This window comes from Pseudomonas sp. B21-023, from assembly GCF_024749165.1.
Lineage (GTDB): Bacteria > Pseudomonadota > Gammaproteobacteria > Pseudomonadales > Pseudomonadaceae > Aquipseudomonas.
This window is the reverse complement of sequence record NZ_CP087190.1, coordinates 931,628-954,854: the sequence shown is the minus strand read 5'-3', so window position 1 is coordinate 954,854 and position 23,227 is coordinate 931,628. Positions and strand designations below refer to the sequence as shown.

Below are 23,227 nucleotides of genomic sequence, written 5' to 3'. Positions count from 1 at the left end.
AATAAATCTGCTAAAGGGATTTGACATGCACGCTCCAGGAGCAATTCCATCGGAAAAAGAAAGTGCCCACGCCTGGCTGACGGAAACCAAGGCGAATGCAAAATCCACTGCGCTGCGCGGCAACATTTTCGCGCAGGATTACAACCGCCAACTGCTCACGGCGACTGGCCAATCCATGCGCAGCGGCGCGGATGCCATCAACCCCTTCTTCAGCCCGGCCAAGGGCACGGCGACCGGCAGCTATGCCAAGGATGCGGACGCCAACGTCAGCCCCGGCAGCGCACCAGTGAGCATCTACGAAGGCCTGCAGACGGCCATCGACATTGCCCGCCGACGCTCCGGCTACAACCCACTGGACCAGCCGACCGACCAGAAGCCGAAGTCCGCCGGTGACCGTGAGCACTTCATCGCCTTCACCCAGCAGATCGCGGAAATCCCGTTCCTTTCCCTGCTGGCAGCGCAAGTCACGCAGATCCAGCAAAAAAGCCATGACGCCAACGCGCTGGTCGACTCATTCGTCAAAGGCTTCATCGGCCTGAAGAACCAGGATGTCGAGCAGATCAAACAGTCCCTGAGCAGCCTGGTGAATGCGGCACTGTCCTATTCCGAGCAGACCGAGCGCCAGTCGAACTTCAACCAGAACATCCTGCAAACCGGCGACAGCGGCTCGGTGAACTTCATGCTGTACGCCAGCGAATTCACCATCAAGGCGTCCAGTCACAAGGGCACCATCACCTTCCAATCGTCTTATACCTTGTCCCAGGCGATCTACCAGCTGTCGGTGGAAAGCTGGAACAACGTCAAAGACGTGTTCTCCAAACAGCAGAAGACCGATACCCAGCAATGGCTCGGCGATACCACCACGCAAGTGCGCGAAGGCTCAAAACTGCGGGCGATCTGCCTGGTCAGCTGAGACCTTCGCCCAGGCCCGACGGGTTCTCCTGTCGGGCCTTTTCAGCATCAGTGCGCGCCCTCGCAGCTCAGAAGCGCTCGTCGCGCAGCGCCGGCAAGGTGATGTCGCGCACATAGCTGGCCGAGGACAGATTCAACATCATCCGGCACACCTGCACCACATCATGCAGCGGGATCAGCGCGCCCTCGCCCCGCCGTTCGGCCTCGGCCAGCGGCACGTCCAGGCCATCCTCGGTGTTCAGGTAGCCCAGGTTCAGGCAACTCACCCCCAGGCCCTGTTCGCGAAAACCTTCGCGCAGGCTTTCGGCGATGCCGCGCAAGCCGAACTTGCTGGCACCAAAGGTCACCTCCGGACGACCACTGCCCGGCAGGCCGGAGGTGGAACCGGTGAGGATGATCCGTGGTCGGGCACTCTGCAGCAGCAGCGGCAACAGGCGCTTGATCAGCAGCAATGGCGCGGTGATGTTGGTGTCGACCATGCGCTCGATCTGCGCCTCGTCATCATCGAGGAAGCTGTAGCCTTCCTCGAAGGCCCGCGCCTCCCAGATGCCGACGTTGTACACCAGCACGTCCAGCCCACCGTCGGCCACCGCCTCATGGATGATCGCCGCGGCCTGGCGCGGCTGGCCGAGGTCGGCTTCGATCCACTGCGCCGCGCCCGGCAACGCCACCGGCCTGCTGCGCGACACACCGATCAGCGTATCGCCATGCCCACCCAGGCCCTGCACCAGCGCCTGGCCCAATCCCTTGCTTGCACCGACCACCAGAATTCTCATCGAATCACTCCCTATGGACTGCGCCGGATAGTACCCTGCCTGCCCCAGTAATCCAGTCGGAAATGCCAGGCCGCCCGTGGACAGAGCGCAACTCGAGCAAAACCAGATCCCCCTGTACTTCATCGCCGTAGCGCTGGCCGCCGTGCTCGGCCTGCTCGCACCCGGCGCCGCCGGCGCGCTCGAAGCGCTGGTGACCCCGGCCATTGCCGTGCTGATGTACGCGATGTTCCTGCAGATCCCGTTCCTCGACCTGCGCGCGGGGCTTGGCAATCGGCGCTTCATGGGCGCGCTGCTGCTGGCCAACTTCGTGCTGGTGCCGCTGCTGGTCTGGGCTGGAACCCGCGGGCTGGTCGAACACCCCGCCGTGCTGGTCGGCGCCCTGCTGGTGCTGCTGACGCCGTGCATCGACTATGTGGTGGTGTTCACCCACCTCGGCAAGGGCGACGCGCGCCTGACCCTGGCCGCCACGCCGGTGCTGTTGCTGGTGCAACTGGCGCTGCTGCCGCTGTACCTGGCGTTGATGCTGGGTGGCGCCGGCCATGTGGAGATTTCCGTGGCGCCATTCGTCGAAGCCTTCGTGCTGCTGATCGCGCTGCCCCTGCTGCTGGCCGTCGCCACCAGCGCCGGGGCCCGGCGCTCTGCGCTGGTTTCGAAGTGGAACGATGCCTGGACCTGGCTGCCGGTGCCGGCCATGGCCCTGGTGCTGATCGCGGTGATCGGCTCGCAGATCGGCGTGGTCGCCAGCCGGCTGGACGACCTGCTGCCGGTAGTGCCGGTGTATGTCGGCTTCGCTTTGCTGGCGCCGCTGCTCGGATGGTTTGCGGCGCGGCTGTTCAAGTTGTCCACAGGCGAGGCCCGGGCGGTGACCTTCAGCGCCGCCACGCGTAATTCGTTGGTGGTGCTGCCGTTGGCGTTGGCGCTGCCTGAGTCGATCCGGGCGTTGGCGGCAGCGGCGGTGATTACCCAGACGCTGGTGGAGCTGGTCAGCGAACTGGTCTACGTTCGTGTTGTGCCGAGTTTGGTACGAGCCGATCATTCAAGCTGATGTCGTCGGGGCCGCTTCGCGCCCCTTTCGCCGGCAAGCCGGCTCCCACCCCGACCGCTCTGCTCTCAAGCCAAGTGCCATCCCTGTGGGAGCCGGCTTGCCGGCGAATGGGGCGCGGAGCGGCCCCACAATGCTCAGCCCAGTCGCACCCGCCACTGACCGTAATGGCTGAAACGCACATTGGCCAGGGGCTGCACATCTATGCGGTGGAAGGATTGCACAGGCGCGCCCAGCGCATGCAGCATTGCGGCGCGGATGACGAAGGGGTGGGTCACGGCGATCCATTCACCCTCGCCCAGGGCGCTGTCCATCCAACGGGCAACACGCTCGCACAGGGCGGCCAGCGATTCGCCGCCGTGAGGCGTGGCATGGGGGTCGCTCAGCCACGCCTGCAACGCGGCCTCATCCAGTTGCTTGAGCGGCTGACCTTTCCAGGTGCCCAGGTCGCAGTCGCGCAGCCCCTCATCAACCGTCGCCCTCAGGCCCTCGGCCGTCTGCCGGGCGCGCAGCTCCGGTGCGCTGAGGTAGCGCACCGCCGGTTCAGGCACAAGCGAGGGCATATCCAGTAATGACTCGCCATCCAGGGCGAAGCGCCCCACCCTTTGCGCCGCGGTGCGGGCGTGGCAGATCAGGGTGAGGTGGATGGGCTTCATGGCAGGGCTTCGGCAGGGATGTCCGGGCACTCTAGCCGAAGTCCGGGGAACATGCCCCGCGATGGGATCAGGCCGAAGCGCGCAACTCGCGGGCAGCGGCGACCATGTTCACCAACGCCGCCTCGGTTTCCGGCCAACCACGGGTCTTCAAGCCGCAATCAGGGTTCACCCACAGCCGCCCGGCCGGAATCCGCTGGGCGGCCTTGCGCAGCAGCTTGACCATCTCCTCCTTGCTCGGCACTCGCGGCGAGTGGATGTCGTACACGCCCGGTCCGATCTCGTTCGGGTAGGCGAAACGCTCGAACGCCTCCAGCAACTCCATGTCCGAGCGCGAGGTCTCGATGGTGATCACATCCGCGTCCATTGCCGCGATCGACTCGATCACATCGTTGAACTCGCTGTAGCACATGTGGGTGTGGATCTGCGTCTCGTCCCGCACACCCGAGGCACACAGGCGGAACGCCTCGGTGGCCCACTCCAGGTAGCGCGGCCAGGCACTGCGGCGCAGCGGCAGGCCCTCACGGAAAGCGGCTTCGTCGATCTGCACGATCTTGATGCCGGCGGCCTCCAGGTCCAACACCTCGTCACGCAGCGCCAGCGCCAGCTGCTGTGCCTGCACCTCGCGGCTCACGTCCTCGCGTGGGAACGACCACATCAGCATGGTCACCGGGCCCGTCAGCATGCCCTTCATCACCTTGCGGGTCAGGCCCTGGGCGTACGTGATCCAGTCCACGGTCATCGCCTTCGGGCGGCTCAGGTCACCGAAGATAACCGCTGGCTTCACGCAGCGCGAACCGTAGCTCTGCACCCAGCCGAAACGGGTGAACGCGTAGCCGTCCAGCTGTTCGGCGAAGTACTCGACCATGTCGTTGCGCTCGGCCTCGCCGTGCACCAGCACGTCCAGGCCGAGGTTCTCCTGGATCTGCACCGCATGACGGATCTCGCTGTGCATGGCCTCGATGTAGTCGGCCTCGGTCAGCGTGCCCTGCTTGAACGCCTGGCGCGCCAGGCGGATGGCCGCGGTCTGCGGGAACGACCCGATGGTGGTGGTCGGAAACGCCGGCAGGTTGAGCCCGGCGCGCTGCTTGGCGATGCGCTGCTCGAAAGCGCTGGCGCGCTGGCTGTCGGTTGGCTTGATCGCGGCGACACGGGCCTGCACCGCCGGCTTGTGAATCCGTGGCGAGGTGGCGCGGCTGCGCTGCACGGCGCGGCTCTGCGCCAGCGCCGCCAGTACCTCGTCGGCTTCGGGCTGGTTCAGTGCCTTGGCCAGCAACGTCACTTCGCGGCACTTCTGCACGGCGAAGGCCAGCCAGCTTTTCAGTTCGTCATCGAGCTGGTCTTCACGGTCCAGGTCCACCGGGCTGTGCAGCAGCGAGCACGACGGCGCCACCCACAGGCGGTCGCCCAAGCGCTCATGGGCATGGCGCAACACCTCCAGCGCCTTGTCCAGGTCGCAGCGCCAAACGTTGCGGCCGTTGACCACACCCAGCGACAAAACTTTGTAGGCCGGCAGGCGGTCGAGGATGGTCGGGTACTGGTCCGGGGCACGCACCAGGTCGATGTGCAGGCCATCGACCGGCAGGTTGGCGGCCAGGCCGAGGTTGTCTTCGAGGCCGCCGAAGTAGGTGGCGATCAGTTTTTTCAGCGGGGCGCGCTGGAGGATGTTGTAGACCCGCTCGTAGGCGTTCTTCCAGTCCTGCGGCAGGTCGAGGGCGAGGATCGGCTCGTCGATCTGCACCCACTCCACGCCCTGCACCGCCAGGCGGTTGAAGATCTGGTCATACAGCGGCAGCAGGCGGTCGAGCAGGTCGAGCTTGTCGAAGTCGGCGCCCTTGGCCTTGCCCAGCCACAGGTAGGTCAGCGGGCCGATCACCACCGGCTTGACCGCATGGCCCAAGGCCCTGGCCTCCTCGACCTCCTCGAACAGCTGCTCCCAGCTCAGGGCGAATTGCTGGTCGGCGCTGAACTCGGGGACCAGGTAGTGGTAGTTGGTGTCGAACCACTTGGTCATCTCCTGGGCGTGGGCACCACCGCAGCAGCTATCGCTTCGGTCCGGCGCCACGGCGCCTCGGGCCATGGCGAACAGGGTCTGCAGGGTCGGCTTGGCAGCGTCCTTGGCACGGAAGCGTTCGGGGATCACGCCAAAGGTCAGCGAGTGGGTCAGCACCTGGTCGTACCAGGCGAAGTCGCCGACCGGCAGCAGGTCGATGCCGGCATCCTTCTGCACCTGCCAGTGGGCGGCACGCAGCTCACGGCCCACGGCGCGCAAGCCGGCTTCGTTCAGCTCGCCCTTCCAGAACGCTTCCTGGGCTTTCTTCAACTCACGGTCGCGGCCGATACGTGGGAAACCCAGGTTGTGTGCCAGTGCCATGTCGTGGTCCCTCGATCTTTTTAAAATGAATGAGGGATATTCTGGGCTGCGGTTTAATGTGAGACAAACTCATTAAATTTGAGATGAACTCAAGATTTGTTCATAGTGCAAATTCCTGTGATGAGCCATTACAGCCATCGAAGTTGTTGCAGGCTTCGTGGGAGCGGGCTTGCCCCGCGATGACGTCGCCCCAGGTGACCCAAATGTCTCAATCAACACACTCACCCGCGCAATCAGACATGCCAACGCCGCCCACCTGTCGCACACTGCCACCCTGCCCCAACCCGGTAGCCCACACCCCATGAGCCTGCTGAAAACAACCCTGGACGCCAACGCCTTCGCCTGCATCCTGGAGTTCGTGCCCAAGCCCAGCGCCGAGCGTTTTGCCACCCTCGACACCCTCATGGCCCGCACCCAGCTGTGCGGCTGGCCGCTGACCGTGGCCATCGGCGACCGCGTCGGCAGCGCCCTGGACATGTCGCCGCTGGACGCCTTCAACAGCCTGGCCGAGCCCGTCCCTGCCCTGCTGCACTTCTCAGGCAAGGACCGCGAGCGCCGCGAACTGCTGGCGCAATTGCAACGCATGGACGCCGCCGGCCTCGACCAGCTCCTGCTGCTCACCGGCGACCGCCTGCCCGGCCACATCCCGGGCCAGCGCCCGGTGCGCTACCTGGAATCCGTCGCCGCCCTGCAGATCGTTCGCCAGGCCCGCCCGCACTGGCTGCTGGCCGCCGCACTGAATCCGTTCAAGTATCAGGAGGCCGAAGGCGGCGCGCAGTACAGCAAGGCCGAAAAGAAACTCGCCGCCGGAGCCGACCTGTTCATCCTGCAGCTCGGTTTCGATATCGATAAGTATCAGGAAGCCTTCGACTGGATGCAGCGCCAGCCCCGCCCCAAGCCGTTGATGGCCTGCATCATGGCGCTCACCGAGGGCCGTGCCGGGATGCTCGATCACGTTGCCGGGGTGACCGTCACGCCATCGATGCGCGCACTGCTGGCCGCCGAGGCAGCGGTTTCCAAGACCTACGCCAAGGAGCGCGCCAACCAGCGCCTGGCCTTGCAGGTGATCGGCCTGAAGTTGATGGGTTATGCCGGGGTGCACTTGTCCGGTATCCACGAGGTGGCGCAGTTCGAGGCGCTGGAGCAGGCCATCAGCGCACTGCAACCGCAGTTCACCTCACTGGAAGACTGGACCCCGGCCTGGGAAGCGGCCTGGCAGGAAGCGGACCTTGAGCCGGTCACCTTCCATCCACCCGGGCACGCCTGGCGCCTCGGGCAACGGCAGATCACCGCCTCCAACAAGGAAAAGGTTCGCTATCACCTGCTGTCGGCAATGCACCACCAGCTGTTCAGCCGCACCACCGCCTTGAGCAAGGCCTTCGGCTGGGCCGTGACCCGGCCACTGTGGGCCAACCCCACGGCGGCGCAGTGGCTGCATCAGCTGGAGCGGCGTATCAAACGGCCGATGGTGGGCTGCGATACCTGTGGCAGTTGCCGGCTGGAGGACACGCTGTATATCTGCCCCGAGACCTGCCCCAAGGGGCTGGCCAACGGGCCGTGCGGCGGCACCCGCCTGGACCGTTGCGAGTTTGGCGATCGGGAATGCGTGCACAGCGCCAAGTATCGGCTGGCGGTGAGCGTGGGCAGGACCGAGGTGTTGCGTGAGCGGCTGATCCCCTGTGTGCAGGTGGAGAACCGGCAGCGCAGTTCATGGCCGGTGTGGTTCGAAGCGGCCACCTCGAGATCGCCCTCCCGGCAGCCTGACGTCGCTGCGGAGTTCAACGAGTAATACGCTTGTCGGTAATCTCGTTACTACCCTTGCCCAACAAACTGCTTTGCCTCATTGTACAGACCAATGTCATTACAAAGAGACTGCAAACATGGCGTCCATCAATGTACGTATCGACGACGACCTCAAGGTGCGCGCCTACCGTGAGCTGGAAAAGCTGGGTGTAACCCCCTCCGAGCTGATGCGCCAAGCGCTGCAATATGTTGCTGAGCGAGGGCAACTGCCTTTTAAACCCGTGTTACTGACCGAAGAGGACGAAGCACTGCTCGCCACGGTACGCGAGCGTCTGGCCGCCCCGCAAAGGGTGAGGGTAACGCTGGATGACCTATAACCTCGATTTCGATGCGCGCGCACTCAAGGAATGGCAGAAGCTCGGCGATACCATTCGCCAACAGCTCAAGAAGAAGCTGGCAACCGTATTGCTCAACCCGAGGATCGAAGCGAACCGTCTGCACGGTTTCCCGGACTGCTACAAGATCAAGCTGCGCAGCAGCGGATATCGATTGGTCTATCAGGTCATCGATCATCAAATCGTGGTGTTTGTGGTCGCCGTGGATAAACGTGAGCGAGATCAGGTTTACCGCAAAGCGGCCGAACGATTGACCGAGTAAATCAAGCCTTTCAAAGGCGAAAGCCCTGGCGCTCTCAAGGGCACGATGAGGGTGCTATGAGGGCGCGAGATACATCCCGCATCCCAACAGTAAGACAATCTTCTGTAACTTGGCCGCGCCGAAGCTCCACGCCCAGACTTTGTTTCTCTCAAGGTCGAAGCGGGGAAACGATTGGTCTTCGCGACTGATGGGTTCTGGGCGGATCTTGAGGTAGAGCGGCAAGGCTCGGCACTCAATTCAGCGGCTTTAGAAACTGTTGAAATGGATGATGACGTAAATTGGGTAGACGTCTGGGTTTAACGGTTGATGCCAGCCATGTTCCAGACATCGAGTGATCGCCCGCTGATTCATCTGCGTCTCAAAAGAATGTATAAAGCGTCAGCGCCCTGCGACCCCGACGTCCGTACAAGGAACCCCCCTCCATGCTTCGGCTCACCCTGCCGGCCCTGCTCCTGGCTGTAGCCGGCTGTGCCACCAAGCCCCCCGCCAACCCCGAGAACCTCTGCGAGATCTTCCGCGAGAAGCCGAAGTGGCACGAGGCGGCGTTGAAGATGCAGGCGCGCTGGGGCGCCCCGGTGCAGGTGCCGATGGCGATGATGTACCAGGAGTCGTCGTTCAAGCACGATGCCCTGCCGCCGCGCTATTACTTCCTCGGCTTCATCCCCTGGGGCCGGGTCAGCACCGCCTACGGCTATGCCCAGGCCAAGGACGAGACCTGGGCCGACTACAAGCGCGAAGCCGGCGGCTGGGGCGCCGCCCGCGACGACTTCGCCGACGCCCTCGACTTCATGGGCTGGTACATGCAGAAGAGCCAACGGGTGAATGGCACGTCCAAGTGGGACGCCTATGGCCAGTACCTGAATTACCACGAAGGCTGGGGCGGCTACCGCAACCGCAGCTACGACGCCAAGCCGTGGCTGAAGAACGTGTCGCAGAAGGTGCAGGCGCGGGCGTCGGTGTTTGGGGCGCAGTATCGGAGTTGTGAGCAGGAACTGGCTCGGGGTGGGTGGTTCTGGTAGTTCGCTGATTCGGGGATGATGAAGCACCGGGCGAACGATGCGTTGCTGACAGGGCACTCTCTTGCAAGACGCGATGGTTCAAGTGGAGTCCGCCCAGGACACACCCCGCAATAGGGCCGCAAAGCGGCCCCGATGATGCGCAGCATCAGCCTGTAGAAACACCCTCTTCTTTCATCACCTCCAGCTTGCCGAACTGCTCGCTGGCCAAGCGGCTGATGATCCGGATCGCCTGGTGAATGCCCGCCGTGTTGCGGAAGCTCAGTTGCGGGTTGTGCTCGCACTCAAGCACCTCGTCATGCTGGACCAGGGCCTCGCCTAGCAGTTCGAGGGTCCAGACGTAGCTTTGCAGGGTAGACATGCGGTCACGGTCAGTCATGGGGCACCTCGCGATTGGCGCGCTCGGCAAGGGACTGGCTGTCGATCGGGTAGAAGGTTGGGGATGGGGTGGCCGCACGGGTTGGGCGGCGGAGAGCGGATGCGAGGATCCTGTACAGACGTGTGATGGTCATGCATGAGACTCCAAGTTAGGTTGGAACCACCACGCACTGTCGCCAAACAATGGGTGGCAGCTGTACGCAGGTTGGCGAACCGGGAACTTGGAACCCGGCAGACCCGAAGGTCTCCCGCGCACAGCCGCCATGGCACGAGGCTGCGGGCACAAAAAAAGCGCCTGCAATCGTGTGGGGCGCTGCTGCGCCAAGTTTATCCGGGTCGCCAAACCCGGTCGCGGAGTTTGCCGCGACTGGTAGGGAATTTATTCCTTGGGGGCTTCTAGTGCAAGGTTTTGGGGATGGGAATTGGCGATAGGAAGCGTAGGAAGTGGCTTGCGCGAAGAGGCTGGGTGGCAACAGTACGTGGGTTGGCCGAACGGAACGAAAGGAACCGGCACACCGGAGGTGTCCCACGTGCTGCTGCCATGTTGAAAACGTGCCCGATATGGACAGCCCTACGTGTGGAAAGGGTGGCAACTGTACGCAGATTGGCGAACCGAGGAAAAGATAACTCGGCAGACCTGGTGGTCTCCTGCGTACAGTAGCCATGTCACAGCAGACGTGTGCAGGTTAGCTGCATCTGGTCATTGATGAGGCTTGCTGAGATAGCTAGAAACAAAACGCCCGCACTGCAAGGACTGCGGTGATAGGTGCGGAGACAAACAGACGATTGTTGGCCGTGATGGCCCCATTTTCGCGGGACTGGAATTTGGTGGATTTTTTTGCATACCGCATAGGGTATCTATAAAAAATCAGATAGCGGTGGCTTTCAGTGGAATCGATTTGGGAATTACGGAGGTTCCTCCCACCTACTTTAAATGATACGTAAGGAACGGCAGAAACCGACATAATGTAGGTTCTTCGTGGAAATCCGCTCACGCCAATAGCGGCCATTCACCAACGCCCAACTTGTGCCAAAAAAAATCAAGGCATGTGACAAGCAAGGCGCAACTCAATAAATGGCCACTATTGTAATTCTGGGTATTTAATAACTCCCAGATCTCATAATTCGCAGCCTATAAAAGAGTTAGACCTCTAGCTTCGGCTGCCTTGATCATCCAGTGCGAATATTTATTACCTACTCTCATGCGGTAGCGATCAGACATTTCTCGCCAGCTATCTGCGATAAATCCACTCCCAAACAAATGCTCGGCCAAATTAACTAGCAAAAACATATGGGCTTCAGCCCCTCTTTGTTGAGTGCTATTCAACAAGGAGAAAAAACCAAGTGCTTCTGAAACAAGCCCGGAGCCTTGCTCGGTCCATGCCACTAGCCAGAGCCTGTGAAACTCGATACCCCGCTGCATACTCGCATTTCGAGTCACTGGGGCTTGGTAGCGGACTTCGTCAACAGCTATTTCCCCCGACAATAGCCATTGCAGTAATTTGAGATGCAGTCGACAATGTTCTCGATGAGGCATATAGAAGCCTGGATTTGATCTTACCAAGTCATCTAATATGCTTAAAGCCTCACGCTCTGCAGATAGTGCTCCTTCGATATCCCCTGTGTTTGCCAACCCATCTGCATAGCCCAAATAAGAAAAAGTCAGATCAGTACTAAATCTAGCATATCTTACCTCTGCTAGCTCTTGGCAAATATTTAAAGACTCCTCATACGCTGCAAGGCCATCTTCGTACTCACCTATCTTGCTTAGGTGGTCTCCATAGTTCCTAAGTGTGCTTGCCAAATCGCCAATGAACCGATCAGGGCGTAACCCCACCAATTGTCTGTATATTTCAAGTGCTTGTTCAATTGCGTCTCTCGCCTCTGGGAATTTTTCCTGAAAGAATAAGTAGCCAGAGTAATTGCAAAGCGACATCGCGAATTGTGACTGAAAGCGATGTGGTGCAGAAATTGCTAACTCTTGAAAAGCATTCATGGTTTCTTTTGCTGCCGCAGATGCTTCTTCGTCCCTCCCTTCAGTGACTAGACGGTTTGCGTAGTTATTAAAGGCGGATGCGATCTCCCCTCTCAGATCCTCAGAAGTCTCGAGGGTTATTTTCTGGTAAAGATCTAGGCACTCTTTAGCAATCACGATGGATTCATCGGCCCTACCTAAATTATCTAGGCGGCATGCATAACTATTTAGCGCGACGGCAAGTTCTCGATTATATCCTTCATGTTCAACCTTGTTGATTGCGCGATAAATTTCAACTGCCTGCAAAGCTATTGTTAACGCCTCTTCCGCCTGACCTTGTTCACATAGTCGGTTCGAGTAGTTAATTAACGATTCCGCAAAGCCAGATTTAAACTTGATCGTTTTCGGTTGAGCGATCTCTCTGTAAATCTTTACAGAATCCCGCGCAAAAGACAGCGCCTCATCACCTTTCCCGTCACGATAATAAGCTATGGATAAATTTTTCACTGCGGACGCGTACTGCGCGACATCTTCTTCCTTGTTATTTTTGACTTGCCCAGCCCTTCTTTCGGCAATAGTTTTAGATACCGCCACATCCAAGGCCGTAAGTTGTAATACCTCATGATGCAATCTATCTTCGAGAACGCCTGCTGCCTGCAGCTTTTGAGGCCTTGACAATTTCTCGTAGGCACGCTGTACAATTTCAGGTAGGGAGCTAGGGGTTTCAATGCAGACGGATATAACTTCGTCGATGCAAAGTATAAATTTTTTTGTCAGGACTTCTTCAGTAAGTGAAGCTAATTCTGTCCTGTGACGCAGCAGCCGTGCAAGGACAGTCAAACTTGATTGTCGTATCTTCTTTTCTCCACCAATGACAACATCCAATAGTATCGAGCCGTTACGGGCGAGCAGGCTTTGTGCTACTAGTGCCTCTCCGATCAAGTCCGGACGTAGACCCTGAAGCCCCTGCCTGTCAGGATAAAGTGATGATAAAGAAGTAAAAACTCTGCGCAGGTCTGATTTTTTTTCTCCAGCCGCCACCCACGCTTTTTCAATACTTCGTTCGGTAGCGATACCATTTGCAAGCGTGGCAAGAGTCATTAAAAGTGCAGCCTGTCTTTCATATGCACTATTATCACCTGGAACAATAGACAAGATCCTCCCCCAGTAGCGTTTCTCATGGTTAACAACTGCTCGCTGAAGAGCCTCTGCTGAGCGCGGTCGCTCACCACGAAGCGCCATCAAGGCCGCCATTTGTATGTATAGGGGATGAGCAAAGTGCGGGTCAACAAGCTTGGGAATATGTTGCCCCGGGGTAAGTCCCAACAGATCTGCAAATGTATTTAATGCTATCGAATATGCTTCTTGACGTTCAGACTCACTATTGTGCAAGCGCGGTAGTAGAAAAGGTCCACTACTGGCATCTCCTTCCAATAGGGCCTCACAACTCGCATCCTTTGCAGATAAGCCGGCCCACCATTCACCGCCATCACGAGCCAATAGAAGAATACGAACAGCACTTGAAGTTTTGGCCTTAAGCAAGGATCTTAAGATTGCAAGCAAAACAACTTGGCGAGTCTCAGCGTAGTCGATTACAACGCAACACGGCCTCCCAGAATCGTTTATCTGGCTAATCAGCTTTTCACAATTGTTAACTTCGCACTCACTGGACAGGAAGCCTGCATCCCACCCCTGTACTTTTAGGCGCAGGCACAACTCCAACGCCAACCTAGTTTTCCCAACACCACCTGCACCTATCAGTAAGCGAACAGCGATTGGGAACTGTGAGGTTGCCCAATTCAACTGAGAGTTCAGGAATGGCTCACGTTTGGGATCAAAGGGAATTATGGCCTCCTCTGCTCTCAGCAACTGACTGTCACTCAAACCAGCATTCGCGCTCCAGCGCGGATTAGGAAGATTAATGAAATCTACGCTTTTACTTGATGAAAGCGTTTCAAACCTATGATCTATTAGCTCAATTCTAGGTTCACTTTCAATTGCCTGCCAACCTAGCACCCCAACAATGCTTCTTGCGCAATTCGCCCACGTAAACTCACCAATTAAAGCTTCTCTCAGTCGTGCAGCTTTTTGACGTGCAAGTTGAGGATCCTTCGCAATACTTATTAGCTCTCTAGATAAACCTGTTATATCCTTATCTAGAAAGTATGGTTCGTTACTACTGCCTGCTACGTCAATCGGGAATAGCCAAGATAGATAAGCTCCATCATTTAGCTCCCTGAGCAATCGATAAACTCCACTTTTTTTACTGACGATAAGTGGTACTCCGGCCGCAATCGCTTCCCATGCGACAAGTCCAAAGCCTTCATGCCACGATGGCATCATGGCTACACTAGAGCTTCTGAGGTCATCAAATAGCTCTTTACGATCAGTTGTGAAGGGTAAAGCCACTAAATTGAAAGCGCGACCAGCATATTTTTCAGCAAAAAGCTTTAGTTCCTGCTCTGCGCTTGGGTGATGCTCAATATGGGGATTCTCAAAGTCGACTCCGCGGAGAGTCAACATAGGCTCATTCTCTCCGCGCAAGGTGTTCGGCAGGCCCGAGTTTTCATCTGCCTGTCGAATAGAGTCGGCAAAAGCTGCAACACCGAGATGAGCTTGTTTTATTCGCAAGGCATCGTCACTTAGCCGACCACTTAGAAACCCTTTAAATATTTTTGGCGTATCCTTAACAACTATGTCAGGCAGACCGGGAACCAATTGTAAAACATCCTGACCATTCCGAATGTCTGACAACGCATCGCTCAGCAACGGGCCAACTGCCATTGCGATATCTGCATTTTCAAATAACCTAGCCTGCTCGTTTTCTTTGCCTTTCGCGGTGCTACTCTTTTCAGCGAAGGATTCGTATCGACTGTAACTCATATGATGAATAAGGGCTGATCTTCCACCGCGCTGATTACTGGCGGCAATCGCTATCGCACCAGTAATTCTATCATGGCCTAACCATACAGTATGGTTGCAGTCAAATTTAATCGCGCTCGATTGTAGCTTGCCCCAGACCAAACTCTCCAACTCTGATTTAAATACTGATTCATTGGGAAGATCAAGGGAAACCAAGTGCACTTGATCGTTGAGAGCACTTTGCTGATCTTCAATGCTCGCATTTAAAACTACGCATATGGTTTTTACATTATCGAAGCCAACAGCGGCAATAGCACTGATCAAATCCTGATTAAAGCTATTGACCCCTCCGAACTGCGTCCCCCATCGTGTGGCAAACGCAATAAGAGTTTTCGAAACAGGGAGATCATTCAGTGCGAAATCCTCAGCGCTCATTTGCAACTCCATTTCTGGAAAATCCAATTATAAATCATCATCCGCGCACCAAAAATGGTGCTACCAAGACCGTAATACTACTGAAAATTATTTATATTAATCGACCCCATATCACAACACTCCTAATAAAGCTCTCTGAAATTAATATATCACTGAAATCGAGCTTGAGGATTGATGCGTCTTAACAAATTACCATATGCATTATTTTCATAGGATTAGGGTTGACTTGCCAAATGAAAGACCTATCTAGGAATTGATACAAGGCCGATCGTGCTCACATAGTATCCGCTATTTGAATACAGTTTCAATTCCATTGCCCACTATTGTCTGATAACCGTCTTCGGTGAGGGACCGCTGTGGGTCGTTAGCTGTCCTCCACGAAGGGCAGCTATGGGTTGATTGCTTCCAGTCGTGCCTATCAAGAGCAGTACCTCGCTCAGCGATTGAACGCCCATGCTTTTTGCAAACGCGGCGAGCAGCCGCACAATCAGCAGATAGTTGAATCGCCCCGGCTTTTCTAGACCCTTTCGAGCGGCTGCTTTTGGCCGTTAGCTGCCCTTCCTAAAGCGCAGTAATGGGTCGATTGCTGCCAGTCGTGCTTATCAAAATCAGATACTCGCTCAGAGGTTAAACACCCATGTTTTTTGTAGACGACAAGCGAGTAGCCGTACAGTCAGCAAATAGTAATACTGCGTCGCCTCGCTGGAAAAAGGGGACGGATTTATTTTCTCGCTTCGCAGTAGGTAAGCGAATCATTCAGGTCGTTCAGACGCACACGGTCGAGGAAGCACCACAGGGAAACACTCGGCAAATGTTCTCCAAGGAGCCCGCCCTCCATTTTTCCTTACCATAGCGGCAGTAAAGGAGCCGCCGTGGTCACCACCCCTCCCCCATTTTCAAGATGAAACCAGCCGACCTCGTGGAGCACCCCACGGGCGGCATCGTCTTTGGCGTGATCCCTCGGATTTCAGCCATGAGCCTCAACCTCGCTGAGGGAAGGGTTTACGTCAAAGTCGGCCAGCATCACCAGGGCAAGGGCGGTAGAGCAAGTGGCCACGGGCTTCTGCACATCTGGCATGGCAAGAAAGCGTTTCTACGCAAAAGGGGGATCAAAAGCCCGGACCAGCTGGCGGCTTTTATCGCATCACTCATGGCAAGGGGCACCGAGATCTACCACGACGCCAATCATCCTCTAGCGGCTAAAAAGCGCATCACACTGTTGCGAACGGTAGACGGGACGCTGACGCTAGAGCCGCGGGAAGGAGATCGCGTACTCGGATTCCACTACTCGGTAGTGACCTGGACGCCCCAACCTACTCCACGAGGAACCAAAGTCGGTGAAATCATGATTGATTGGGCAAAAGAAAAGGCGCCCCTTGCGGGGTCGCCTTCGGATGTTAAAGAGGCTGTAGTCGCAGCGATTCTTTAGTTTCCGGATCTACGATCCTTAAGGTCAGAACCCAGTCAAATCAACGGCCATATAGTGGGGCCTATCGACTGTCCCTACGTCAGTGAGTGCCAGCTTCACTGCTGCCAGATTCGGGGGGCCAATTACTGGCAAGCCATGCCCAAACATGCGCGGTTGCAGTCCTCAGTGCTCATTCTCGAAGATTTGCCTGGATAGGTCAAACCATCGGCACTCGGTAATTTGTTTCAGCGGGCGACTCGATTGCCCTGGGCCTATCGCCTTGTTCGAGGCACAAAAAAAGCCTGCATCGCTGCAAGCCTTCTTGATATCTGGTGCCGGAGACAGGAATCGAACCTGCGACCTTCGCGTTACGAGTGCGTTATAGCGCCCTGTGATTACAGGGTAAATCCCGCATTCATTGGGGTATACCGTCTGGTTGAGTCCGCCGAGACAGGTCCGTATAGTCATTTTTGCTGTCACCCTGCTGTCACGGATGTCTAACCATGAAAACCAAGATCACCGCAAAGGTACTCTCCGGAATCCAGCCACAGGAGAAGGCCTACCGCATCCACGACACAGCCCAACCCGGCCTGTCGATCAGGGTTCTGCCCAGTGGCCACGCCAGCTATATGGTGACCTGGGGGCGGAACCAGGCCGCCACCTTGGGCCGAGTGGGCATGATGACCTTGGACCAGGCGAGAAGAGAGGCCGCTCGCTGGCTTGCTGAGGCTCACGCCCACGGCGCCCCGCTAGTGGCTACCAAGAGCAAGCGTCGAGTTGCGCACACCCTTCAGAGCTACCTGGAGGAAAGCTATTACCCGTGGCTGGAAACACACCACAAGGCTCACCAGAAGACGCGGCACGCCATAGAGTACAGCTTCGGTGCGCTGATGCGGAAACCACTCACTGATATCAATCAGCGCGATCTGGAGGCTATGCGAGTTAAGTGGCTTGCTGCCGGCCTGAAGGACGCCACGGCAAACAGAAAACTTGCAGCCCTACGTGGAGCGCTTTCCAAGGCCGTCGAGTGGGGAGCCCTCGATCAGCACCCGATGACCAAGCTCAAGCCGATGCGGCTCGACACTCGCGCTCGGGTTCGATTCCTATCCTCGGAAGAGGAACAGCGACTGCGCCAAGCTCTGGACGATCGAGAGGAACGGATCAGGGCTGAACGTGACAGCGCAAACCAGTGGCGGCGAGAGCGGAAGAAGGAAGAGCTACCAGACTTGAGAGCCAGGTCTTTTACCGACCACTTAAAGCCGATGGCGATTATCAGCCTCAATACTGGGCTGCGCCGCGGCGAGCTCTTCAACTTAACTTGGTCTGATATTGATATTGGACAGAAGATATTAACAGTTGTGGGCGAAGGGGCAAAGTCAGATCAAACCAGACACATCCCGTTGAACAAGGAAGCCCTACAAACTATCAAGGAGTGGAAAAACCAGGCGAATGACCTACCTCTGCTCTTCCCAAGCCAAACTGGCGGCGTAATGGATAACGTCAAGAAGTCTTGGGATCGCGTATTGAAAGAGGCAAATATTATTTCGTTTCGCTGGCACGACTTGCGACACACGTTCGCATCGAAGTTGGCCATGAAGGGTGTGCCGCTGAACACGATTAGGGATCTGCTGGGGCACGCCGACCTCAAGATGACGCTGCGCTACGCTCACCTGGCGCCAGACAGTAAGGCGGCTGCAGTCGAACTCATTTAGGTTCGTAAGGAACTACAGTCGGCGAGTTTTTATGTTCATCTACGTGCTTGAGCAGGGCGGCCCAATGCTCTCGAAGAAGAGTAGTATCTATATCGTCGACAGGATTTGTACTACCTGGATATTGATCCCAGAAAAACTCTGAGCCGTATATAGTTTCCTTAAGCCTAAGCTCCTCATAACTTAAAAGCCTCGGGCAACGCCACACGAGCATCATGAAGCGGAACGAATCATCTGTGCAATATAGCTCTTTTGCGAGCCTATACATTGATACTGTCTGTTTTTTTTCTTCTCCATCCTCCTCACTCCATATATCCGCCTCAATGTGGAAATTCGTCGCGTAAGTCTCAATCGCAGACTCAATTACGCCAGTGATCGACTGTCGTTTCTGTCTCGCTAGCAAGTCGATGAGGAATCGCACCTTTGGATCCAGGCGCAATGTCAAGGCTTCAGTTTTGCGCGCACCTTGGTTGGGCTTGTTCTTGGTCATCACATTCCTCCATTTGAGGCGTAGAAGCGTATACGGCACGTCCACAGAAGTCCATGCATTCACATTACGCACTGCACATCAGTTGACGTGCATGATCCTCCTCGCCTAGCATTCCTCTCGAGCCCGCGCCGCGGGATGAAGGAGAGACACCATGGAACAAGCAATACAAGCCGCCCCACTTTCTGTGGGCGTAGAGGAAGCAGGCCGCATCCTTGGGATTTCCCGGTCGGCCACCTATGAGTTCATCGCCAAGGGCGAGATAAAGACGTTCAAGATCGGGCGCCGCCGCCTGGCCCTGATGTCGGAGCTGAAGGCGTTCATCGAGCGCACTGCCCAAGAGAATGCCCGATGAATAGGGATCAGGCAGCACTGGAGGCACGCGTCAGGATGGTGGCCGAACGCGAGGGATATCGGGCCATCAAGAGCACAAAGCGAACCCTCTCGGTCGACAACGGTGGCGGTTTCATGTTGGTGGAGGCTACGACCAATCGCGTGGAGGCCGGTGAGCGCTTCGACATGAGCGCCGAGCAGGTGCTCGAGTTCTTCAAAACGGAGGGTTAAGGATGAGCAGCAAGGAAGACAAGCAAACGCCAAAACTGGCGCTTGTGAAGGGTGGTGCCGAGCCAGTGTTAGAGGCACTGGCCCAGCGTGCCGCAAATCAATCTGGAGACGACTCGCAGCGACTCGATTCTACCCATCCGCCCGCATCTGGCGCCACCCCTTACCGACCTACCTATGAAGACCTACGAGAAGCCGTAGACGAAGCCCACGCAATGCTGAGCCTCTTGGCCTCGGGTATGCGAATGATCGCCGGCGGCTATGGCAGTGCGCAGGAAGTCCGAAAGTTGGCCAGCTCAACGGCAAGGGCTGCCGCTACTAGTCAGCACTATCTCGGGCGTGTGCTTGAGGGGCTTGCAGCGACTGATGGCCGCGGGGCATAGCGAAAGGATGGATACGAGGAGAGAGAAATTGCCCAGGCAGTGCACCACCACCACCTGGGCCTGACCCCTACAGAAAGGAGCCACTATGACGGCTGAAACTATCGCAGATGAAGATCTGCCTGACAACCACTCCACCAACGCCCAAGCCTTGCGAATGATCGCCGCACTGCGCAAGGGGCCTGTGTCGTCCATCGAGGCTGCGCAGGAGCTGGATATCGTCCACCCACCGTCCACGATCCGCCATTTGCGGCGGCAGGGCTGGGGCATCTTGACCAGGTGGTGCTACCAGGCTGCAGCGCCTGGTCGTCCGCCGCACCGGGTGGGACTGTACGTCCTGGACGCAGATATCGACTAAGGCACCGGCCGGCGGGCGTGAGTCTAACTCGCTCGCCGGCGCCATTGTGTGAGTCGCCGAATGGCAAGAAAGAAGCAGTACAAGGTCGACTTCGGCGGGAGGGTGTTCGCTCTCCCCCATCGACTGCTCATGCATCCAGCATTCGACAACCTCAGCCCCAAGGCAGTGACCGTGCTCATCAAGCTCGGCCGGCATTACAACGGGCGCAACAACGGCGATTTGGCGTGCACAGTCGAGATGATGGCCGAGGGTCGAAAGATGGATGCCAAGACGCTCGCGTCGGCTCTCCAGGAGTTGATCGATGCAGGACTGATCATTCGCACCCGCACCTACCGGAAGGGCGGCAGGGAGCCAGGAATGGCGCAATGCGCGCTCTACGCGCTCGCCTGGGCGTACATCGACGAATGCCCCGGGAAAAACCTCGAGATCGCACCAGGGCCGGCGCCTTTCAAGTTCACCTGATTTCGATTTTTTCGGTGGGATTTTTTCCGCCATCGACTGGGATTTTTTCCCATACGGTTTTCCGGTTGTGTCCGGTTGCGTTGGGCGCCCTCCTAGCGACTGGGATTTTTTCCTAGTCATCTGCCGAATTTGCTGAGTTTGCCATGAGTCTGTGAACGGAAAATATCCCAGTCTTTATAATTTACCACCCCCAAGGGTATTAATTACGCGCACTGCAGGACCAGGGCGGCGACACCGTGATGCAGATCTGGACTATCGGGCCCACAACGAAAAAGGGCACCACCCCGATCCAGGGTAGTGCCCAGTTGTCACCATCATGGTGATGATTCGCTTGCCGTCCTCAGTTCTTCCATTCTGCCGGAGCTCTGAACGCGAGGCCCTTGTTCGCCTCCTTGAGCAGACTCTTCTCATCCCAGGAATCAGTGTCGTAGCCAGCGTGGAACAGGCCGCCGATTGCCGCCACCTCAACGGTACGCATGAAACCGAGCACCTGGCCGCGCAATGTCGCGAACTCCTCTGGTGTGGCCTGCTGAGCGCGCTCCAGCCAGCTCGCCGCGATCCCGCCGAGGTGGCCTATCGGATTGTCATGGTTGGCCTTGATGTGTTTAAGGGCCATAAGCGAGAGAGCCCGGCCAGTGTCCCAACCTCCCCAGTAGTCACCGGTCAATGGAACGTCCCACAAACAATGACCATTGGATTTTGGAGTGTAAAATTCGGTGCCGATGTAGGGCAGCTTCGCCGCCGGATGCTTGCGCCGTTTGAACTTAAGTTGGCCTTGTTGCTTGGTGCTGGTATCTTGTTTAGGTTGCATGACGTGTACCTTCAAGTGTCGTCGTGTGGCAGGCCCTCCCGGTGTTGCCGCACCGGGTTGGCCACTTTCAAATGTGGGGAATCCCACCCTTTACTGCTTGCCCTTCTCGCTCAGCCACCCGATCGCCCAACTGATGGGGTCTTTGCTCCCCAGGGGCTTGAGTGGCTTACCGTCTAGCGCCGCCTGGCGCCCTTCCTGCTCCGTTTCGGAGTGAATCCACATAGTCTGCTGCTTGAAACCCTGCTCTCGCTGTCGCTCCCGAAATTCGCGCTGCCGGGCAGCATTGGTTTTCGGCTTCTTGTCGTTAGTCATAGCGCCCTCGTTACCCGTAACGGTAAAACACTCTAAGCCACCGTTACGGGAAACGCAAGCCTCATCGTACAGCTGCACTCATCAGAGTTGAACATCGTCAGCCCAACCCGCTTGCAGTGGTGGCATAATGCCGCAAAAATCAAAGGTCTTCTTCTATGAACACAGATTTACAAAACAAACTCTTTATTGATGGGAAAGTCAGAGCTCGTTGGATATTAAGCCTTACGCCACTCGTGATTGGCGGACTTCTTAAATTCTATGTAGATGTACCATTCCGCTTTGAGCCAACCCCGTGGGTGAAAATTGCGGAATACGCCTATCCAATCTTATTTGCTGCAGGCTTGTTTTACATCTTATATTGGTTTCTTCAGACAGGATTTAGGGACAGAAAAATACTTGAACAAGATCCTGATGCACTAAAAACACATAACGACAGAACGAAACTCAAGGAAACAATAAAGGCACAAGAGACCCACATTAACTTCTTAAATGAGCAGCTAAACAAAAGCATTAAATTCAGCGCAATCACAAGCACTCCGAAATATATTTACCAAAAATATGCACATGCGACCGAGGATACCGATTCGACACCGCGAATAAATACAATTATCAACCTTACTCGCGATGCGTCTTTTGGCCGAATTCGAAGAGAGATAGATCGCTGCGGATTCCGAGGCGCGATCTATCTAGCGGCAGGCGTTGCTCTAGCAATCTTGGGAATCCTTGCGCTAGCCGGATTTGTATTTCCAGATGCCTTCGGAGTTTACTCAAAATTTTTTAACACTGGACCAACAATCGGATCAAGTGATTACGCTACTGCAATTCACTACATCCCAAAATTTTCATTTATCATCTCAATTGAGATCCTGGCTTATTTCTTTCTTCGGCTTCACAAGTCGAACTTGGTCGAGGCAAAGTATTACCAAAACGAACTCACCAACCTTGAAATAAGATACCTCTCACTAGACGCTGCGCTACACATCGAACGCGCCGAAACCTCGCACAAAGTCATTTCAAGTCTTTCCGAGACAGAAAGAAACCACATTCTCGAGAAGGGGCAAACCACTCTAGAGCTGAAGAAAATAGAACTGGAGAAAAATCAGTTCATAGAAATCACAAAATCGCTGGCCTCGCTGACTCCGAAGTCCAAGTAGAGATCCTATAATTTAACGTCAATAATGCATCCAGATGTAGATGAACGAACTAGAGGGACCAGCGAGATGCAAGCAGAAGTCCGCGCATCTCGCACGAGCGGTCGGCGGCGAGCTGTACTCAAACCTGAGCGCATCTTCAGGCGGGCGAGATGTCCTCAGCTTTGAGGGCATTACCCCGGGCTGAGCGGAGAATTCAGCCGAGCCCCTTTCGTGACCGTCTCGTAAAAGGACTGGGCGGGAATTCCCGCTTTGGCTAAGCCGTGATTCCGGCTTTGGTCTCCAGCTTCTGGATTTGAAGTCCGAAAGCCGGAACAAAAGCCGAGACAGACCATATCGTCCGATTCGGCCCTGCGGCCCTGACAGCAGGCCGGAGCAGGTAATTGTGAACGTGGCTCACTTTTGAGCCATGGGGATGACCAAGATACCCCACCCTTGCAATTCTGCTACCGGGCAGAGTTGGCCAGGGTGTAGGGATAAGCCCATTCCGTCGATGTGAGGAAATCCCACCTCGCTTCAGCTAGGCCGGATGCGGGGAGCGATTTCAAATCGAACCCCTCCTGCTCTCCGGGTATTCCCCGTTGGGGGTGAGCGAATCGTTCACCTGATGGCCGGTGTGTCCTCAAAAATGAGGAGCCCAGGAGCAGGCGCGCCACAAAACGGCACTTCTTCATTTCGTGGCGCGAGGTTTCCACCGGCGGCGCGAACCTGCGTCACCACCTGGGTGATGCTGAGACAGCAGCCCCTTACTACAAGACATTCGTA

22 protein-coding genes are annotated in these 23,227 nt (G+C 56.7%); 13 read left to right on the top strand and 9 right to left on the bottom strand.

From position 1 onward, the window contains the following. The first annotated feature begins 25 nt into the window (after positions 1-25). Positions 26-913, top strand: a complete 888-nt coding sequence (locus LOY42_RS04395) for a hypothetical protein (RefSeq protein ID WP_023631032.1) — start codon at positions 26-28, stop codon at positions 911-913. 67 nt (positions 914-980) lie between these two features. Here LOY42_RS04395 and LOY42_RS04390 read toward each other — a convergent pair whose 3' ends face one another. Beyond that, positions 981-1,688, bottom strand: coding sequence for an SDR family oxidoreductase (locus tag LOY42_RS04390; protein WP_258599896.1), 708 nt, complete (start codon positions 1,686-1,688; stop codon positions 981-983). A 76-nt stretch (positions 1,689-1,764) separates the two neighbouring features. On the opposite strand from LOY42_RS04390, the gene LOY42_RS04385 reads away from it, so the two are divergent. Next, positions 1,765-2,733 carry a bile acid:sodium symporter gene (locus LOY42_RS04385; RefSeq protein ID WP_258599894.1) on the top strand — a complete coding sequence of 323 codons (969 nt, stop codon included), beginning with the start codon at positions 1,765-1,767 and terminating at the stop codon, positions 2,731-2,733. A 134-nt stretch (positions 2,734-2,867) separates the two neighbouring features. On the opposite strand, the gene LOY42_RS04380 is transcribed toward LOY42_RS04385, so the two are convergent. Further along, positions 2,868-3,386, bottom strand: a complete 519-nt coding sequence (locus LOY42_RS04380; RefSeq protein WP_258599893.1) for a histidine phosphatase family protein — start codon at positions 3,384-3,386, stop codon at positions 2,868-2,870. 67 nt (positions 3,387-3,453) lie between these two features. Next, positions 3,454-5,757: a 5-methyltetrahydropteroyltriglutamate--homocysteine S-methyltransferase gene (gene metE / locus LOY42_RS04375; RefSeq protein ID WP_258599891.1), complete on the bottom strand. Its 2,304-nt coding sequence runs from the start codon at positions 5,755-5,757 to the stop codon at positions 3,454-3,456. 301 nt (positions 5,758-6,058) lie between these two features. Here metE and LOY42_RS04370 point away from each other — a divergent pair, with 301 nt between their 5' ends. The 4 genes from LOY42_RS04370 to LOY42_RS04355 all read left to right on the top strand — a co-directional run bounded on the left by LOY42_RS04370 (position 6,059) and on the right by LOY42_RS04355 (position 9,176). Next, positions 6,059-7,546 (top strand): methylenetetrahydrofolate reductase C-terminal domain-containing protein, encoded by a 1,488-nt coding sequence (locus tag LOY42_RS04370; protein WP_258599889.1) that lies wholly within the window; start codon positions 6,059-6,061, stop codon positions 7,544-7,546. Positions 7,547-7,637: 91 nt separating this feature from the next. Next, a complete protein-coding gene (locus LOY42_RS04365) occupies positions 7,638-7,877 on the top strand; it encodes a type II toxin-antitoxin system RelB/DinJ family antitoxin (RefSeq protein WP_203648016.1) in 240 nt (79 codons plus the stop codon). Continuing rightward, positions 7,867-8,157, top strand: coding sequence for a type II toxin-antitoxin system RelE/ParE family toxin (locus LOY42_RS04360; protein ID WP_258599887.1), 291 nt, complete (start codon positions 7,867-7,869; stop codon positions 8,155-8,157). Before LOY42_RS04365 ends, LOY42_RS04360 begins: the two co-directional genes overlap by 11 nt. A 422-nt stretch (positions 8,158-8,579) precedes the next feature. After that, positions 8,580-9,176 carry a hypothetical protein gene (locus tag LOY42_RS04355; RefSeq protein WP_309475177.1) on the top strand — a complete coding sequence of 199 codons (597 nt, stop codon included), beginning with the start codon at positions 8,580-8,582 and terminating at the stop codon, positions 9,174-9,176. Between the two features lie 145 nt (positions 9,177-9,321). On the opposite strand, the gene LOY42_RS04350 is transcribed toward LOY42_RS04355, so the two are convergent. The 3 genes from LOY42_RS04350 to LOY42_RS04340 all read right to left on the bottom strand — a co-directional run bounded on the left by LOY42_RS04350 (position 9,322) and on the right by LOY42_RS04340 (position 14,823). Then, complete coding sequence (locus tag LOY42_RS04350; RefSeq protein ID WP_102682137.1) at positions 9,322-9,552, bottom strand: hypothetical protein; 231 nt, start codon at positions 9,550-9,552, stop codon at positions 9,322-9,324. Further along, complete coding sequence (locus LOY42_RS04345) at positions 9,545-9,685, bottom strand: hypothetical protein (RefSeq protein WP_258599885.1); 141 nt, start codon at positions 9,683-9,685, stop codon at positions 9,545-9,547. Before LOY42_RS04345 ends, LOY42_RS04350 begins: the two co-directional genes overlap by 8 nt. A 998-nt stretch (positions 9,686-10,683) precedes the next feature. After that, entirely contained in the window at positions 10,684-14,823 is a 4,140-nt protein-coding gene (locus LOY42_RS04340) for a tetratricopeptide repeat protein (RefSeq protein ID WP_258599883.1), read from the bottom strand. 973 nt (positions 14,824-15,796) lie between these two features. Between LOY42_RS04340 and LOY42_RS04335 the strand changes: the two genes are divergently transcribed. Both LOY42_RS04335 and LOY42_RS04330 read left to right on the top strand, forming a co-directional pair. Then, a complete protein-coding gene (locus LOY42_RS04335) occupies positions 15,797-16,252 on the top strand; it encodes a hypothetical protein (protein WP_258599881.1) in 456 nt (151 codons plus the stop codon). 482 nt (positions 16,253-16,734) lie between these two features. Next, positions 16,735-17,943, top strand: coding sequence for a site-specific integrase (locus LOY42_RS04330; RefSeq protein ID WP_258599880.1), 1,209 nt, complete (start codon positions 16,735-16,737; stop codon positions 17,941-17,943). Here LOY42_RS04330 and LOY42_RS04325 read toward each other — a convergent pair. Beyond that, positions 17,936-18,430: a hypothetical protein gene (locus LOY42_RS04325; RefSeq protein ID WP_258599878.1), complete on the bottom strand. Its 495-nt coding sequence runs from the start codon at positions 18,428-18,430 to the stop codon at positions 17,936-17,938. The two genes, LOY42_RS04330 and LOY42_RS04325, sit on opposite strands and share 8 nt — an antisense overlap. A gap of 151 nt (positions 18,431-18,581) precedes the next feature. Between LOY42_RS04325 and LOY42_RS04320 the strand changes: the two genes are divergently transcribed. From LOY42_RS04320 to LOY42_RS04305, 4 genes are all read left to right on the top strand, one after another. Next, positions 18,582-18,782: a helix-turn-helix domain-containing protein gene (locus LOY42_RS04320; RefSeq protein ID WP_258599877.1), complete on the top strand. Its 201-nt coding sequence runs from the start codon at positions 18,582-18,584 to the stop codon at positions 18,780-18,782. Beyond that, positions 18,779-18,991 (top strand): hypothetical protein, encoded by a 213-nt coding sequence (locus LOY42_RS04315; protein ID WP_258599876.1) that lies wholly within the window; start codon positions 18,779-18,781, stop codon positions 18,989-18,991. The genes LOY42_RS04320 and LOY42_RS04315 overlap by 4 nt, the downstream gene beginning before the upstream one ends. A 465-nt stretch (positions 18,992-19,456) precedes the next feature. Then, positions 19,457-19,726, top strand: coding sequence for a helix-turn-helix domain-containing protein (locus LOY42_RS04310; RefSeq protein WP_258599875.1), 270 nt, complete (start codon positions 19,457-19,459; stop codon positions 19,724-19,726). 60 nt (positions 19,727-19,786) lie between these two features. Next, entirely contained in the window at positions 19,787-20,188 is a 402-nt protein-coding gene (locus tag LOY42_RS04305; RefSeq protein ID WP_258599874.1) for a helix-turn-helix domain-containing protein, read from the top strand. Positions 20,189-20,528: 340 nt separating this feature from the next. Here LOY42_RS04305 and LOY42_RS04300 read toward each other — a convergent pair whose 3' ends face one another. Next, positions 20,529-20,999, bottom strand: coding sequence for a hypothetical protein (locus LOY42_RS04300; protein WP_258599873.1), 471 nt, complete (start codon positions 20,997-20,999; stop codon positions 20,529-20,531). A gap of 90 nt (positions 21,000-21,089) precedes the next feature. After that, positions 21,090-21,311, bottom strand: coding sequence for a hypothetical protein (locus LOY42_RS04295; RefSeq protein ID WP_258599872.1), 222 nt, complete (start codon positions 21,309-21,311; stop codon positions 21,090-21,092). A gap of 155 nt (positions 21,312-21,466) precedes the next feature. Between LOY42_RS04295 and LOY42_RS04290 the strand changes: the two genes are divergently transcribed. After that, entirely contained in the window at positions 21,467-22,465 is a 999-nt protein-coding gene (locus LOY42_RS04290) for a hypothetical protein (RefSeq protein ID WP_258599871.1), read from the top strand. The last annotated feature ends 762 nt before the right edge of the window (positions 22,466-23,227 follow it).